The organism is Streptomyces sp. NPDC007983 (assembly GCF_042958345.1).
Classification (GTDB): Bacteria; Actinomycetota; Actinomycetes; order Streptomycetales; family Streptomycetaceae; genus Streptomyces.
Genome location: NZ_JBIBJI010000007.1, coordinates 374,309 through 389,875 on the forward strand (window position 1 = coordinate 374,309; position 15,567 = coordinate 389,875).

General features: G+C 73.2%; 11 protein-coding genes. 2 read left to right on the top strand and 9 right to left on the bottom strand.

Features of this window, described 5'->3' with window-relative positions:
* Positions 1-5: 5 nt before the first annotated feature.
* From ACFZCY_RS24245 to ACFZCY_RS24275, 7 genes are all read right to left on the bottom strand, one after another.
* Entirely contained in the window at positions 6-1,487 is a 1,482-nt protein-coding gene (locus tag ACFZCY_RS24245; RefSeq protein WP_391176904.1) for an ATP-binding cassette domain-containing protein, read from the bottom strand.
* Between the two features lie 35 nt (positions 1,488-1,522).
* Positions 1,523-2,500, bottom strand: coding sequence for a sugar ABC transporter substrate-binding protein (locus ACFZCY_RS24250; RefSeq protein ID WP_361480563.1), 978 nt, complete (start codon positions 2,498-2,500; stop codon positions 1,523-1,525).
* Between the two features lie 76 nt (positions 2,501-2,576).
* Positions 2,577-3,599: an ABC transporter permease gene (locus tag ACFZCY_RS24255; protein WP_391176907.1), complete on the bottom strand. Its 1,023-nt coding sequence runs from the start codon at positions 3,597-3,599 to the stop codon at positions 2,577-2,579.
* 88 nt (positions 3,600-3,687) lie between these two features.
* A complete protein-coding gene (locus ACFZCY_RS24260; RefSeq protein ID WP_391176910.1) occupies positions 3,688-4,476 on the bottom strand; it encodes an SDR family oxidoreductase in 789 nt (262 codons plus the stop codon).
* The gene (locus tag ACFZCY_RS24265; RefSeq protein ID WP_391176913.1) at positions 4,473-6,077 is read right to left on the bottom strand and encodes an FGGY family carbohydrate kinase; all 1,605 of its coding nucleotides are present in this window, start codon (positions 6,075-6,077) and stop codon (positions 4,473-4,475) included. The genes ACFZCY_RS24260 and ACFZCY_RS24265 overlap by 4 nt, the downstream gene beginning before the upstream one ends.
* The gene (locus ACFZCY_RS24270) at positions 6,064-7,035 is read right to left on the bottom strand and encodes a transketolase C-terminal domain-containing protein (protein ID WP_391176916.1); all 972 of its coding nucleotides are present in this window, start codon (positions 7,033-7,035) and stop codon (positions 6,064-6,066) included. Before ACFZCY_RS24270 ends, ACFZCY_RS24265 begins: the two co-directional genes overlap by 14 nt.
* Positions 7,032-7,913 (bottom strand): transketolase, encoded by an 882-nt coding sequence (locus tag ACFZCY_RS24275; protein ID WP_361480548.1) that lies wholly within the window; start codon positions 7,911-7,913, stop codon positions 7,032-7,034. The genes ACFZCY_RS24270 and ACFZCY_RS24275 overlap by 4 nt, the downstream gene beginning before the upstream one ends.
* A 190-nt stretch (positions 7,914-8,103) precedes the next feature.
* Here ACFZCY_RS24275 and ACFZCY_RS24280 point away from each other — a divergent pair, with 190 nt between their 5' ends.
* Positions 8,104-8,931 carry an inositol monophosphatase family protein gene (locus tag ACFZCY_RS24280; protein WP_391176919.1) on the top strand — a complete coding sequence of 276 codons (828 nt, stop codon included), beginning with the start codon at positions 8,104-8,106 and terminating at the stop codon, positions 8,929-8,931.
* A gap of 62 nt (positions 8,932-8,993) precedes the next feature.
* Positions 8,994-10,400 carry an FAD-dependent oxidoreductase gene (locus tag ACFZCY_RS24285; RefSeq protein WP_391177228.1) on the top strand — a complete coding sequence of 469 codons (1,407 nt, stop codon included), beginning with the start codon at positions 8,994-8,996 and terminating at the stop codon, positions 10,398-10,400.
* A 16-nt stretch (positions 10,401-10,416) separates the two neighbouring features.
* On the opposite strand, the gene hemC is transcribed toward ACFZCY_RS24285, so the two are convergent.
* Complete coding sequence (gene hemC, locus ACFZCY_RS24290; protein WP_391176921.1) at positions 10,417-11,352, bottom strand: hydroxymethylbilane synthase; 936 nt, start codon at positions 11,350-11,352, stop codon at positions 10,417-10,419.
* A gap of 30 nt (positions 11,353-11,382) precedes the next feature.
* A complete protein-coding gene (locus tag ACFZCY_RS24295) occupies positions 11,383-15,567 on the bottom strand; it encodes an SAV_2336 N-terminal domain-related protein (RefSeq protein ID WP_391176923.1) in 4,185 nt (1,394 codons plus the stop codon).

The window sequence follows — 15,567 nt, forward strand, 5'->3', positions numbered from 1 at the left end:
CCGCATCATGCCGTGGCGAGGCGCATGACTGCGGCGTCGGTGGCCTCCTCCGCCGGAAGGATGCCCCGCTGCCGTCCCCGGCTGAGGACGAGCACCCGATGGGACAGGCCCAGCACCTCGTCGAGGTCGGAGCTGACCACGACGACCGCCATGCCGGAGCGGGCCAGGTCCGCGATCACCTCGTAGATCGCGGCCCGCGCGCCGACGTCGATACCGCGGGTCGGCTCGTCCAGGATGACCACCTTGGGCTTGCGCTCCAGCCACTTGGCGATGACGACCTTCTGCTGGTTGCCGCCGGACAGCGTCCGCACCGGCTGCCCGGCCCGCCCCTTGACGGTCATCAGGCTGATGGCCTCCCCGGCGACCGCCGCCACCCGGCGCGGGCTCAGCCAGCCCCGGCGGGCGATGCGGTCGAGGTTGGCGAGGGCCACGTTGTCGCCGATCGACAGGTCCAGGACCGCGCCTTGGCCCTTGCGGTCCTCGGGCACCAGCACCACGCCCGCCGCGATGGCGTCCCGGGGCCCGCGCAGCCGCAGCTCCCGGCCCTCGACGGCCACCGTGCCCCCGGTCACCGGGTCGACGCCCGCGACGGCCCGCACCAGTTCGGTGCGGCCCGCCCCCACGATGCCCGCGATGCCGAGGACTTCGCCCTCGTGGACGCTGAACGACACGTCCTGGAAGGAGGGCCCGGCCAGGTTCCGCACCTGGAGCACCTCCCGGGCACGGGCGGTTCCGGTGTCGGGGAAGATGCGCTCGATGCTGCGCCCGACCATCTCCTCCACCAGCTGTACCACCGGTACCTGCGCGGTGTCGTGGGTGGCGACGAGCTGTCCGTCGCGCATGACCACGACGCGGTCGCAGATGCGGGCGATTTCCTCCAGCCGGTGGCTCACATAGACGAACGACATCCCCTCGTCACGGAGGGCGCCGATCCGCTCGAAGAGGTGATCGGTCTCCTCGCCGCCGAGGGCGGCCGTGGGCTCGTCGAGGATCAGCAGGCGCGCGTTCAGGGTCAGCGCCTTGGCGATCTCGACCTGCTGCTGCTCGGCCACCCGCAGGGTGCGCACCAGGCGGGTCGGGGAGATGTCGAGGCCCAGCCGCCGCAGCTGTTCCCGGGCCCGCCGGTTCATCTCGCCCCGGTCGATACGCCCGCCCCGGCGCAGCAGCCGCCCGAGGAACACGTTCTCGGCCACGGACAGGTCCGGCAGCAGGCGCATCTCCTGGTGGATGAGGCCGATGCCGTGGCCGATGGCGTCTCCGGGGGTCTTCGGCTCGTACGGCCGCCCCTGCCAGGTCATCTCGCCGGTGTCGGAGGGGAAGGTGCCCGCGATGACGTTGGACACGGTGGACTTGCCCGCGCCGTTCTCGCCGAGCAGCGCCACCACTTCCCCGGGGCGCACCTCCAGGTCGAAGCGGTCGAGCGCCTGGGTCACCCCGAACCGCTTGGATATCCCCCGTACGACCAGGCCCTGGGACCCGTTGTCCATACCGTCTCTCCTGTCCATGCCGTCCATGCCGCCGTTTACGGGTGGGAGTTGATGAACTGGGTGGCCTTCTTCTTGTCCTTGCTGGTCAGGAGGAAGGCGGGCTGAAGCTGCTCGGCAGGGACCTTCTTGCCCTTGAGGATGTCCACGGCGGTGTTCACCGACATCCGGCCCATCTTGCGCGTCTGCTGCACCATGGTGGCGTCCACGGTGCCCCGGCGGACGGCCTTGAGCCCCGCGATGTCGCCGTCGAAGCCGACGATCAGGTGCTTCTTGTGCGAGCCGGACGCCTTGACGGCCTGGGCGGCGCCGAGCGCCATCGCGTCGGCCTGGCCCCACAGGATGTCGATGCCGGGGTGGGCCTGCAGCATGTCCTGGGCGACGGAGTACGCCTTGTCCTGCGCCCAGTCGGCGGGCTGCTGGGACACCACCTTGATGCCGGGCGCGTTCTTGAGGGCCTGCCCGAACCCCTTCTGCCGGTCCACCTGCGGGGTGGTGCCGATCTGGCCCTGGAGAATGGCGAGCTGACCCTTGCCACCGGACTCCTTGACCACGTAGTCGCCCAGCGTCCGCGCGGCCGCGACGCTGTCGCTGGCGATGAACGACTTGCCGGGCTGGCCGGGCGGGTTGCGGTCCACGGTGACCACGGGGATCTTGGCGCGGTTGGCCGCCTTCACGGGGACGCCGGCCGCCGTCGCGCCCGCGGGGATGTAGATGATGGCGCTCACCTGACGGCTGATGAAGTCCTGGATCTGGTTGACCTGGGTGGCCGCGTCGCCGTGCGCGTCGGAGACGATGACCTTGATGCCCTTCTTCTTCGCCTCGGCGGTCACGGACTGTTTGATCTGGTTGAAGAAGTCGGCCTGGAGGTTGGCCACGGCCAGCCCGATGGTGATCTGCTTGCCGTCGGCGGTCTTCGCACCGCTGTTGCCGCGTCCGCAGGCGGTGACGCCGACCACCATGGTGGCCGCGATTCCGGTGGCTATCACGACGCGTGTCGTCACTCGTGTCTTCATGGGAACCACTCCTTGGCTTGTGCCGGGGGAAGAGAGGAGAAGCGGAGAGGGTGAGAGAGGGGAGAGCCGGGGTGCGTCAGCGCGCCTCGCGGCGGCGGAGCACATCGAGCATGACGGCCAGCGCGATCACCAGGCCGATGACGATCTGCTGGATGAACGGCGAGACGCCCAGCAGGTTGAGGCCGTTGCGCAGGACTCCGATGATCAGAACGCCGAACAGGGTTCCGGTGACCGAGCCGACACCGCCGCTGAGGCTGGCCCCGCCGATCACCACGGCGGCGATGGTGTCGAGTTCGTAACCGGTGCCCGCGCTCGGCTGGGAGGAGTCCAGGCGCATCGTCAGGAAGACCCCGGCCAGGCCCGCCAGCAGACCGGTCACGGTGTAGACGAGCACGGTCCGCTTCTTGACGGCGATGCCGGCGAGCCGGGCGACCTCGGCGCTGCCGCCGATCGCGTACAGCGCGCGGCCGCCGCTCCGGTAGCGCATGTACGCCCACCCCGCCACGTACAGCGCGGCGAGCACGGCGGTGCACGCGGTGAAGATGCCGAGGTACCGGGTGGTGGACAGGTTGTCGAACCAGTCGGGGAACCCGACGATCTGCTGCCCGTCGGTGATGACGTTGGCCAGGCCGCGGGCGATCGACATCATCGCCAGCGTGGCGATGAACGGCGGCAGCCTGGTGTAGGTGATGCCGAGCCCGTTGGCGAGCCCGCATACGCCGGCGACGCCGATCGCGGCCACCGCGCTCAGCCACAGCGGCCACCCCTGGTCGTGCGAGAGCCAGCCGACCACCATGGTCGCGAGGGCCAGCACGGCGCCGACGGACAGGTCGATGCCGCCCATCACGATGACCGCGGTCATGCCGAGCGCGAGCAGACCGAGGACGGCGGTCTGGTCGACGATGTTGAGCAGATTGCTCTGGGTGAGGAAGTACGGCGTCGCGATGAAGAAGACGACGCACATGCCGATCAGGCCGAGGGCGGGACCACGCGATCCGGTGAGGACACCCGTCACCCAGGACGGCAGCCGGGCGCGGTGGGTGTCCGAAGGGGGTGGTGGTGCGTCAACGGCCGTTGCGGCGTTGCCGGTCGTGCTCATCGAAACCTCCGAGTGGTGATATTCCGTCCATGTCCGACCCGGGGCAGCCGCGGCCCCGCGCGTCCAGTCGCCTCCGACCTCGTCGGAGTTAGTTCATGAACATCCCGCCGTCGACGTTGATCGTCTGGCCGGTGATGTACTCCGCCTCCCGCGAGGCGAGGAAGAGCAGAAGGTTGGCGATGTCGTCATGGGTTCCGGCGCGCCCGAGGGGGATCCCCGCGATCCACTCGGCCATCAGTTCCCCGGGCGCGTAGTCGCCGAGCAGCCGGCCCCACGCGCGGTCGTTGTAGTCCCACATCTCGCTGCCGACGATCCCGGGGCAGTAGGCATTGACCGTGATCCGGTCCCCGGCGAGCTCCTTGGCCAGGGACTGGGTGAGGCCGACCACCCCGAACTTGCTGGCCGCGTAGTGCGGTGTGTAGACGAACCCCTGCCGCGCCTGTCCCGAGGCCGCGTTGAGGATGCGCCCGCCGTGTCCGTACCGCCGCATGGCGGCCGCCGCCGCCTGGGCGCACAGGAAGGTGCCGGTGGTGTTGACGGCGAGGACTTTCTGCCACTCCTCGTGGGTCAGGTCCTCGAGCCTGCTGATGGTGATGACGCCCGCGTTGTTGACCAGGACGTCCAGCCGTCCCCACGTGGACTCGGCGAGCGCGAAGGCGCGGGCCACGTCCTCGGGCGAGGTGACGTCCGCCCGGACGCCGAGGGTACGGGTGCCGCTGTCGGCGGCCAGCTCCGCGGCCGCGTCCTCGACGGAGGCGGCCGCGTCCACCAGCAGGACATCGGCGCCCTCGCCGGCGAACCGGGCGGCGATCCCGAGGCCGATACCGCGCGCGGCCCCGGTGACCACGACGCCCTTTCCCGCGTATCGCATGGTCATGACGCTCCTTGGGCGGCCGAGGGTTCGGGGGTGCGAGGCGGTGCGGCGGTGGCCCGCGGCGGGGGTGCCGGGAGGTGGCCGTGCTCCTCGCCGGACCGGCCTTCCTCCTCGCCGGTCCGGCCGTCGTCGCAGGTGGCGGCCTGGAGGCGGGCGCGCCGCACCGCTGTGTGCCAGTGCGCGAGCCGGCGGGCCCGGGCGGCCTCGTCACCGGTCGGCGCGTAGCCCTCCCGGGGGCGGGCCAGCCGTTCCAGGGCGGCCCGGTCCCACACCCCGCGGGTCAGCCCCGCCAGGTGGGCGGCGCCGAGGGCCGACAGATCGCGGGCCAGCGCCCGTTCGACGGTCCGCCCGCTGGTGTCCGCCTGGAGGCGCATCAGCACCGGGTTGCCGGTCGGCCCGCCGTCCGCGAGCAGCCGGGTGACGGGGCCGGTCTCCCGCTCGACCGCCGCCACCACGTCCTCGACCTGGAACGCGATCGACTCCAGCGCGGCGCGAGCGAGGTGCCCGGCGTGGGTGCCCAGGGTGAGCCCGCTGATCAGGCCCACCGCGTTCTCGTCCCACCAGGGGGCGCCCAGCCCGCCGAAGGCGGGGACGACGACCACGCCCTCGCTGCTGTCCGCGGCCAGTTCCGCCAGTTCGGCGGGGTCGCGGCCGAGCACGCCCGCCAGCCAGTTCACGGTGGCTCCGGCGGAGCGGACGTTTCCCTCCACCGCCCAGGTCGGGGTACCGCGGGTCTGCCAGGCGACGGTCAGGCACAGCCCGGAGGAGACCCGGGCCGCGGAGGGGACCACGGCCATCACCGAGGACCCGGTGCCGTACGTCGCCTTGACCGTCCCCGGCGCCCATCCCGCGTGGGCGAACAGCGCGGCGTGGGAGTCGCCGAGCACCGCGGTGACCGGCACCCCGTCGGACAGCGGCGCGAGACCGCGGGTACTGGGGAACGGGCCCTGCGACGGTACGACCTGGGGCAGCACCTCCGGCGGTACGTCGAAGATCCGGGTCAGCCGCCGGTCCCAGGTACACCGGCGCACGTCGAGCAGCTGGGTGCGCGCGGCGTTGCCGATCTCGATGAGATGGGCGCCACCGAGCTTGAACAACAGCCAGGAGTCGACGGTGCCCAGGCACAGCTCGCCCGCGCGGCTGCGGCGCCGGTCGGGGTCGTACCGGTCCAGCAGCCAGGCGGCCTTGGGGGCCGAGAACATCGGGTCCAGCGGCAGCCCGCTGACCTCGCGGACCAGCTCCGCGTGGGGCACGGCCCGCAGCAGCGCCGGATCGCCCGCGGTGCGCTTGTCCAGCCAGCTCACCAGCGGACTCAGCGGCTCCCCGGTCGCCCGGTCCCACAGCAGCAGCGACTCGCGTTGGGTGCTCAGCCCGATGGCGGCGACGCGCGAGGCGTCCTGGCCGTCGAGGCACGCGGCGACGGCCCGCCCGCAGCCGGTCCAGATCTCCTCCGCCGACTGCTCGACCCACCCCGGGTACGGGGTCGACAGACCCAGCGGGACCGAACCGCGGGCAACGATGTCTCCGCGCCGGTCGACCAGCACCGCCTTGGTCGCGCTGGTGCCCTGGTCGATGGCGAGGACGAGCGGTTCAGCGCTGCTCATGGGACAGCAGCTCCCGGACGGCGACGGCGATGCCGTCGGCGGTCAGACCGAAGTGTTCCAGCAGGAAGGAGGCGCTGCCGGTGGGCGCGAACCTCCGGTGCACTCCCAGGATCCGCATGGGCACCGGACGGTTCTGGGCGACGACGCTGGCCACCGCCGCCCCGAGCCCGCCCGTGGTGGTCGCCTCCTCGGCGGTGACGATGCCCCGGGTCTCGCGGGCGGCGCGCAGCACCGCGCCTGTGTCCATCGGCTCGACGAAGGTCATGTTCAGCACGCGGACGCCGATGCCCTCCGCGCGCAGGGTCTCGGCGGCGGTGAGCGCCCGGGAGACCATCGTGCCGACGGCCATCACCGTCACGTCGTCCCCGTCGGTGAGCTGGAGGGAGTGCCCGGGGCGGAACGGCGCGTCCTCGGGAGTGACGGCGGGGATCTTGAACCGTGGGATGCGCAGGTAGACCGGGCCGTCATGGGCGGCTGCCCAGCGTACGGCGGCGCGTGTCTGGGCCGGGTCGGCGGGGACCGCGACGGCCAGGTCGGCGATGGCCCGCATCCACGACAGGTCCTCGATCGAGTGGTGGGTCGGCCCCAGCTCCCCGTACGCCATGCCGGGGCTCTGGCCGCACAGGATGACGGGCAGTCCGTTGTAGGCGGCGTCGGTCTTGATCTGCTCGGTGGCCCGGCCGGTGAGGAACGGGCCCGCCGCGCTCACGAAGGGGATGAGCCCGCCGTTGGCCAGCCCGGCCCCGACGCCGACGAGGTCCTGCTCGGCGATGCCGACGTTGATCAGGCGATCGGGGTACAGCTCCCGGAAGCGCACCAGGTTGCTCGATCCCACGGAGTCGTTGCAGACGGCGACGACGCGCGGGTCCTCGGCGGCCAGGGCGATCAGTTCCTCGGCGAAGGCCTGGCGGCAGTCGTAGGTCCGGGCGGTGTTCTCGGGTATGAGTCCGGTGGTCATCGGCTCAGCTCCTCCAGTGCGGTGCGCACCTGGCCGTCGTCGGGCACTTTGTGGTGCCACTCCACCCGGTCCTCGATGAACGACACACCCTTGCCCTTGACGGTCCGCGCGATCACCGCGACCGGTCGGCCGGTGGGGGAGGGGCGCAGCGCGGACAGCAGTCCCGCGTGGTCGTGGCCGTCCACCTCGCGCGCCTCCCAGCCGAAGCTGGTCCACTTCTCCGCCAGCGGCTCCAGGCGCTTGGTCTCCTCGGTACCGGCGCCCTGCTGGAGGCGGTTGCGGTCGACGATCGCGGTGAGGGAGCCGAGGTCGTAGTGGGCGGCGGTCATGGCGGCCTCCCAGTTGCTGCCCTCCTGCAACTCGCCGTCGCCGAGGACGACGTACGTGCGGTAGGAGCGGCCCGAGAGCCTGGCGGCCAGGGCGCAGCCGACCGCGACGGGGAACCCGTGGCCCAGGGGCCCGGTGTTGGTCTCGACCCCCGGGACCTTGGTCCGGTTCGGGTGGCCGTTGAGCGCGGAGAGCGGGGCCATGAAGGTGGACAACTCGGATACCGGGAAGTAGCCGCAGTGGGCGAGCGTGGCGTACAGGGAGGCGGCGCAGTGCCCCTTGCTGAGGATGAACCGGTCGCGGTCGGGTCTGCGGGGCTGCGCGGGATCCACGTCGAGCACCCGCCCGAAGAGGGTGACGAGGATGTCGGTCACCGACAGGTCGCCGCCGATATGGCCGAGTTGCGCCTTGTCGATCATGTGCACCACGGTCCGGCGCACCTCGGCGGCCAGTTGCCGGAGCTCGCGGACCTGTTCGTCCGGGGCTTCGTCGGCGATGCGGCGGCGACGCGCCCGGAACCGTTCGGCGCCGACTGGGTCTGTGCTGAGCATCTGAACGTCCTTGGTGTGAATATTTATTCACTAGTGAATTGTGTTGCCTGGAACGTAGGTCGTGTTTCAGCCAGGTGTCAATGGGTTGCGCAGGGGTCCTTCGCGGCTCCCCGGGAACGGTTCACGCCGATGCCATCGTCCGGCCGCCGCCGGGTCACCGGTTGTCGGCGGCGCGTGATTCGATGACCACATGTTCGATGACTTTCTTGCCAGTGATCTCTCCGAGGTGGAGCAGGCAGTGCGCACGGCGGCCGCCGTGGAGATCATGCCGCGCTACCGGCAGCTCGCCGCCCACGAGATCGTGGAGAAGAAGGGCCCGCACGACCTGGTGACCACCGCCGACCGGCAGGCCGAGGAGCATCTGACCGCCTCGCTCACCGCGCTGCTGCCCGGTTCGGTCGTGGTGGGCGAGGAGGGCGTGCACGCCGATCCCGGCCTGCTGAAGCACCTCGGCGGCGAGGCGCCCGTATGGATCGTCGACCCGGTGGACGGCACCCGGCAGTTCGTCCACGGCGACCCGGGCTTCGCGACCCTCGTCGCCCTCGCCCACCACGGCGAACTCCTCGCCTCCTGGACGTACGCCCCCGCGCAGGACCTGATGGCCGTCGCGCGCCGGGGCGGCGGCGCCGTGCTCAACGGGGAGCCGATCCGCGCCGGGGTCCCGGAGCCCGGCAAGCCCCTCGAAGTGGCCATATCCCACTACGACTTCACCACCGACCTGGAGAAGCGCGCCCTGGCCGGGCTGGGGACGGAAGGCGTGGCACCGCGCCCCTGCGGCTCGGCGGGTCTGGAGTACCTGAACATCGCCCGCGGGCGGCTCGACGCGATCGCCTTCACCTGGGAGAACGCCTGGGATCACGCGGCCGGGCTGCTGCTGGTCGCCGAGGCGGGCGGCGCGAGCGCCACGCTCGCGGGCGAGCCGTTCCGTATCGCCGGGGGCAACGCGCTTCCCTTCACGGCGGCGCGGAACGAGGCGACGGTACGGCATATCCTGGGCCTGCTGGCCGCCGCCGGCTGAGTGGATCCGCCGGTCCCGGAGGGCCGGGCCCGGGCGACGAGGAGGAGGCCGACGTGCCGTCGATGCTCGACGCGGTAGTGGTGGGTGCCGGTCCGAACGGCCTGACCGCGGCGGTCGAACTCGCCCGCCGCGGCTGCGCGGTGGAGATCTTCGAGGCCGCCGACGCGATCGGCGGCGGCTCCCGCACCGAAGAGCTGACCCTGCCCGGCTTCCGGCACGACCCCTGCTCCGCCGTGCACCCCCTCGCCATCGGCTCCCCGGCGTTCGACCGGATGCCGCTCGGCCGCCACGGCCTGGAGTGGCTGCACCCCGAGCTGCCGCTCGCCCACCCCTTCCCGGACGGCAGCGCCGCGGTGCTGGCCCGCTCGGTCGGCGAGACCGCCCGGTCGCTCGGCCCGCGCGACGCGGGCGCGTACCGGCGGCTGGTCGCGCCGTACGTCGGCAACTGGGCCACCTTCGCCCCCGATGTGCTGCGCGCCCAGTGGGACGGGGTGCCGCGCGACCCGCTGACCTGGGCCCGCTTCGGGCTGAACGCCGTCCTGCCGGTCTCCCTCCTCGGCCGCCGCTTCCGCGGCGAGAAGGCGCGGGCCGTACTCGCCGGGCTCGCCGGTCACGCCATCGCGCCCCCCAGCGCCCCGACCACCGCCGGTCTCGCCCTCATCTTCGCGGTCGCGGCCCATGCGGTCGGCTGGCCGATCCCGCGCGGCGGCTCGCAGTCGATCGCGGACGCGCTCGGCTCGTACCTGCGCGCACACGGCGGGGTCATCCACACCGGCGCGGAGGTCAAGCGGCTCGACGAGCTGCCCCCGGCCCGCGCGTACGTCTTCGACACCTCACCGCGCGCCCTGGCCCGGATCGCGGGGCTGGGCGACGTCTACCGCCGGTATCGCTATGGGCCCAGCGCCTTCAAGATCGATTACGCGCTGGACGGCCCGATGCCGTGGACCGCGCCGGAGGCCCGCCGCGCCGGGACCGTCCACATCGGCCCGACCGCGGGCGAGATCGGCACCGCCCTGCGCTCCGCCTACGACGGCCACCCCCCGGCCGTGCCCTTCCTGATCTCCGCCCAGCCCAGCCTGGTCGACCCGACCCGGGCCCCCGAGGGCAAGCACACCTTCTGGGTCTACGGCCACGCCCCCAGCGGCTGGACGGGCGACCTCACCGACGCCATCGAGCGCCAGCTCGACCGCTTCGCCCCCGGCTTCCGCGACCTGGTGCTGGCGCGGGCGGTCGCCGGGCCCCCCGAAATCGCCGCCCGCAACGCCAACTACATCGACGGCGACATCGCCTGCGGCGCCTTCGAGGGCCTGCAGTCCGTCATCCGCCCCCGGCTCGCCCGCGTCCCCTACGCCACGCCCCACCCCGCGGTCTTCCTCTGCTCCGCCGCCACCCCGCCGGGCCCCGGCGTCCACGGCATGTCGGGCCACCACGCGGCCCGCGCGGTGTGGCGGCGGCTGCGGGGACGGTAGGGGACGGCAGCGGGGACTAGTGCGGGATGGTGTCGATGACCTCGCGCGCGCCCTGCCGCAGCAGCGCCACCGCGACCGACGTCCCCAGGGTGGCCGGGTCCAGCGGGCCCGCCCACTCGTGGGCGTCCAGCACCGTCTTGCCGTCCGGGCTGAAGACCCGGGCGCGCAGCGACAGCCGCCCGTCACGCTCGGCCTTGGCGTAGCCCGCGATGGGGGAGTTGCAGTGCCCCTGGAGCACGTGCAGCAGCATCCGCTCGGCGGTGATTTCCTTCCACACATCGCTGTCACCGAGCCCGGCGACCGCTTCGATCGTGGCGGTGTCGTCCTCCCGGCACTGCAGCCCCAGCACCCCGGCGCCGATCGGCGGGCACATCGTCTCCACGGGAAGGATCTCGCTGATCACGTCCGTGCGGTCGATCCGCTCCAGCCCCGAGACGGCCAGCATCAGCGCGTCGCAGTCGCCCGCCGCCAGCTTCTCCAGCCGCCGGTTGGCGTTGCCGCGCATCGGAACGCACGTCACGTGCGGGTGGGTGACGGCCAGTTGGGCGACGCGCCGCACCGATGAGGTGCCGATCCGGGTCCCCTCCGGCATCCGGTCCAGCGCCAGCCCCTCGGGGTGGATCACGGCGTCCCGGATGTCGTCCCGCTTGAGGTAGGCGGCGAAGACCGTGCCCGCGGGCAGCGGCCGGTCGGCGGGCACGTCCTTGATGCAGTGCACCGCGAGGTCCGCCTCGCCCGCCAGCAGCGCGGCGTCCACCTCCTTGGTGAACGCGCCCTTCCCGCCCAGCTTCGACAGATCGCCCATCCACCGGTCGCCGGAGGTGGTGACCGGCACGACCTCCGTACGGATGCCCGGCCGCAGCGCGGCCAGCTCGGTGCGGACCCGCTCGACCTGGGCGAGGGCCATGGGCGAGGAACGGGAGACGATGCGGATGAGTTCGGCGGACGACATGGCGTAGAGGATAGGCCCTCCGCGGGACCGCTATTGCCCGGCCCCGGGGAACCCCTCCGCGACCAGCGCGGCAAGGTCGACGTACGCGTCGAGGGTCTTGGGGGCGAGCTGTTCGAGGTCGATCTCGCCGTGGGCGGCCACGTGTCCGTCGTACGGCACGACGACCACGCCGCGGCAGCGGGCCCGGAAGCCCTCCGCCAGTTCGTCATCCGGCCGGGCCTCGGTCTCGGACGACCGTTCGATCACGGTGACTGCGCGGCGTACCAGCTCCGCGTACCCGTCCTCCTCCAGCCGGTCCAAAATCGTGTGCGCGCTCCAGCGGTGCTCCGCGGATGTGGTGGTGACGATCATCAGCTGGTCGGCAAGGTCGAAGATTCCCCGTCTGGTGTCGAGGAACGTACCGGTGTCGGCGATGACGACCGCGTACCGGTTGCTCAGCTCGGCGATGACGCGGCCGTGGTCCTCGTAGGAGACCCCCGCGAGGATCTCGAGCCCGGACCGGGTCTGTCTGGTGCGAGCCCTGGAGGGACCGAACGGGCCCGCGTCGGACGCGATGACCTTGTCCTCGCGTTCGCTCGCGAAGATCGCACCGAGCAGGTGTGTCGTCGCGGTTCGCTCGGCCCCCACCGGCTGGGTCACGACGATGCGGTGGGTGGCCGTCAGCGGCGTACGGATGAGGTCGAGTTTGCGTTGCCGCTGAGCCTTGCCGCCGAAGCGGAAGAGGGAGGCCAGGCGGCGGGGGCGGGGGGCGGGCGCGGGCGCGGGCTGTTCCGGCGTCGGCACCTGGGGGCCGGGGGTGGGTTCGTCCGGGGGGAGGACGTACGCGTACTCGCCGTCGTGGACGGCGGTCGGCGCGGACGGCAGACACTGCACGAAGACGTCCGCCACCTGACCCGCCGTCGGGCGCCGTTCCGGTCGCTCGCTGAGGCACGCGCCGATGATCGCGAGCAGCTGGGGATCGCGCCACGGCGCGTCCGTCTGGCTGAGCCGGGCGGTCGGCTGCGCGTCGCTGATGGCGCGGAGGATCAAGCCCAGGGCGTAGACGTTGCCCGCGCGGGTGGGAGCCTTCGGGTTGCGGACGTTGTCGATGGACGCGTCCGTCCAGCCGGTCAGCTTCACCGTACGGCCGACGACGAGCACGCTGTCCGCCGTCAGCCTCTTGAGCACGATGCCCTTGAGCGCGCACATGTTCACCGCCTCGGCGAGGCGCAGGCCGATGGTGGCGGCGTGCACGGGGTCCAGCCGGGGTGCGTCGCCGGTCAGGAACGAGGACAGGGGCGGGGCCGGGGAGCCGTCGGGGAGGGAGACGCACTCCGTCACGATCCAGGGCCGGGTGAGGTGGAATGCCCCGGCGATCCACCGGGGCGCGTAGTGCCCGGCCATCCGCCGCAGCGCCTCCACCTCGGCCCGCAGTTGCCGCTCGGCCTCCGGGGCGGTGCGGATCACCACATCGCGGGACCTGCGCTCGTCACGGGCCAGATAGACGTCGTAGCCGCCGCTGCCGCCGAGCCTGCGGTAGCTCTGGTACTCCCCGAACGACGGCAGACCGCTGCTCGGTTCGGAATCCGCGGTGGAGGACGTCGACCGTGGTGGTGCCGTGGTCAGATTCGCGCCGCACGCGTCGCAGTAATGGTCGCCCGCTTCGAGGGGGTTCTCGCAGAGCGAGCAGACGTCGCCCCTCGCGGCGAGCCGGAGGCCACTCTTCGGCGCCCTGGGGGCGTCCGGCCGGAACTCCGTGAGGAATTCCCAGACCTGCTGAGCGGTGTGCTGTTCGGGCCTCTCCCGGCACGACATCACCAGGGCGCGGACGGGCTCCCAGGCGGCGCTGCTCCAGCGCGGCATGAAGTACAGCCCTGCGCCGGGCCGGCTCGTCTGCGCCCCGCCGCCGAGGCACAGCAGGATGTCGCCCAATCCGCTGATGTCGTCCTCGGGCGCCGGCGGAATGAGGAACCCCGGGGATGTCACCCCGTCGACAGCGGCCGATGACCAGCCGGTCAGGAGGATGTCCTCACCGGCGACTTCCACGGCGCCGACGGTGAGATCGCCGTGCCCCAGCCTCGCGTCCCCGGACATCCGCACCGCGTCCGCGACCTGGCGGGCCAGTGCGAGGGCGGCTTGCCCGTCCCACCGCTCCGGTTCGGTACGGAGGACGTCTTCCAGCCGTTCCCCGACAGTGGCTTCCTCCGCGATCCACGGGACGTCGTCGTCCAGCCCCTCGCGCAGCAGGCGGCGGGCGTAGCGTCCGTCCATCCGGCGCAGCGCCTCCGCCTGCACGCCCAGCAGTCTCGCGGCTTGGCGCCGCTGGGTTCCGTGGGCGATCTGAACGACTGCCTCCGCGCCGTGAGCGTCCTGGCCCAGATAGGGAGTGAGCCGCGCGTTCGGCGGCCCGGCCATCGTCAGCCGGTACGGGCCGATCGTGTGGGGATCGCCGGGTTCCAGCCTCCGCCACAGCGCCGCCGCCGCACGGGTCGCGAACGCCGAGGACTGCGGCGGCGCGCCCAGCCGGGCCGCGAGCCGTCGTTCCACCGTGCTGAAGGGCCGGGCGCCGGGCGGGAGGCGGTCGGTGCCCGCGGTGTGGGCCAGCCAGGCCGGGAAGTCGGGGGAGCGGCCCGCCAGTTCCTCAAGGCGCCGCCCGATCGTCCGGCTGGTGGCGACCAGTTCGGCCAGCGGCACCGCGCCCAGCAGTGCCTGCTGGGCGGCGTCGGTGAAGGCGAAGGGCCGGTGCTCCGGCGGCAGCGGGTCCGGGCCCGCCGAGGCGGGCGGCTCGACCGGGCGCATCAGCCCGCCGAGGAACACCTCGGCCAGCCGCCCGGTGTCGGACCGCCCGTCCACCGCCTTCTGCACCATCCGCATCACCGGCACCGGCAGCGGGGCCACGGCGGACAGATGGGCCGCCAGCCGGTACGCCTCCGGGGACGCCGCGTCCCGGAAGAGCTGGACGCGGCCCAGCTCATCGGCCGGGGAGGAGGCCGGGCGGGCCGCGGGGGCCACAGGGCGGCCGCGCGGCGGGGCCAGCAGGGGCAGGACGGCGGTGCCGCTCGCGGAGGCGATCAGCCGGGCCCAGTCGGCCAGCGGCCCGGCCTCCGGTTCCAGGACGGGTACGGGCACGCCGTCGAAGCGGGCCAGGGCGGTGGGCAGCACCGGGTCGGCGACCGCCCAGTCCGCGTTGGCCGAACCGGGCCTGCGGGTCCGTACCTGCCAGCGCCGCGTCCGGATGCCGGAGCTGTCCCACAGCCGGGGCGGCAGGGCGTGCACGACCGCGGTGGGCCCCACACCCGCCCAGCGCGCCAGCACCTGGCCCATCCGCCCGTCGCGCCATGCCGAGCCCACCCCGTCGCTCACCACCAGCACCAGCGTGTGGCCCGACGGGTCCGACAGCGCCGTGGTGGGGAGGTGGGGTGCGTCCGGGTCGTAGGGCCGGGTACGCAGCGCGGGGGCGTCGGCGCCACGGGTGTGCAGGCCGAGGACCCGTACGACGCGGAAGGCGCCGGAGCGTTGCAGCACCGTGCGCAGCTCGGCGGCCAGCCGCCGCCACAGCAGCATCGACGTGCCGTCGTCGACGACGAGCGCGAGGTCGAGCCAGCGCTCGCGGGCGGGGCGGGTGACCACATCGGGCAGACCGGTCTCGGCGAGCGCCGCCGCGGTGGCGACCTCGTCGAACTCCCGCTTGAGCGGATTGGACCGGTGCTGTTTGAGCGGGCGCAGGGCACGGCCGATGGAGAGTTCGTGGTGCAGCGCCTTGTCCTCGGGCACGCGCAGCGGCAGCCCGCGCCGCGCGTCGGGGGAGTCGGCGTCCGGGCCGGGCCCGTCGGGGGCGTGGCCGCCGCCGTAGAGGCCGCGCAGCGCGCGGTCGGCGGGGCGGCGGTCCCGCAGAGGTGTCGACGGTGCGTCGTGCTGCGGCTGCGGCCGCGGGGCCGGCGGGGCGTCCCGCGGTGGGGCTGTGGTCGGCGGGGCCGGGTCGGGCGGTGTGGTGAGGGCGGCGGGCACGGCCGGGGTGGCGGGAGCACGCGCGGGCTCCGGGCGCGCGTCGGGCGGGGCGGCCCCGTAGCGCGCCGCCGCGCGCTCCAGGGGCGCCCCCTCGGCGTCGTGTTCGGGCAGTCGCCCGGCCAGCCAGAGGGCGTCGAGCAGCTCCTTCCGGGACATGTACACGCCCCCGGAGGCGAGGACCGTGATGGCCTCGTCAAGCCGTTCCAGCCGCCCCGCGCCGCCGCCCAT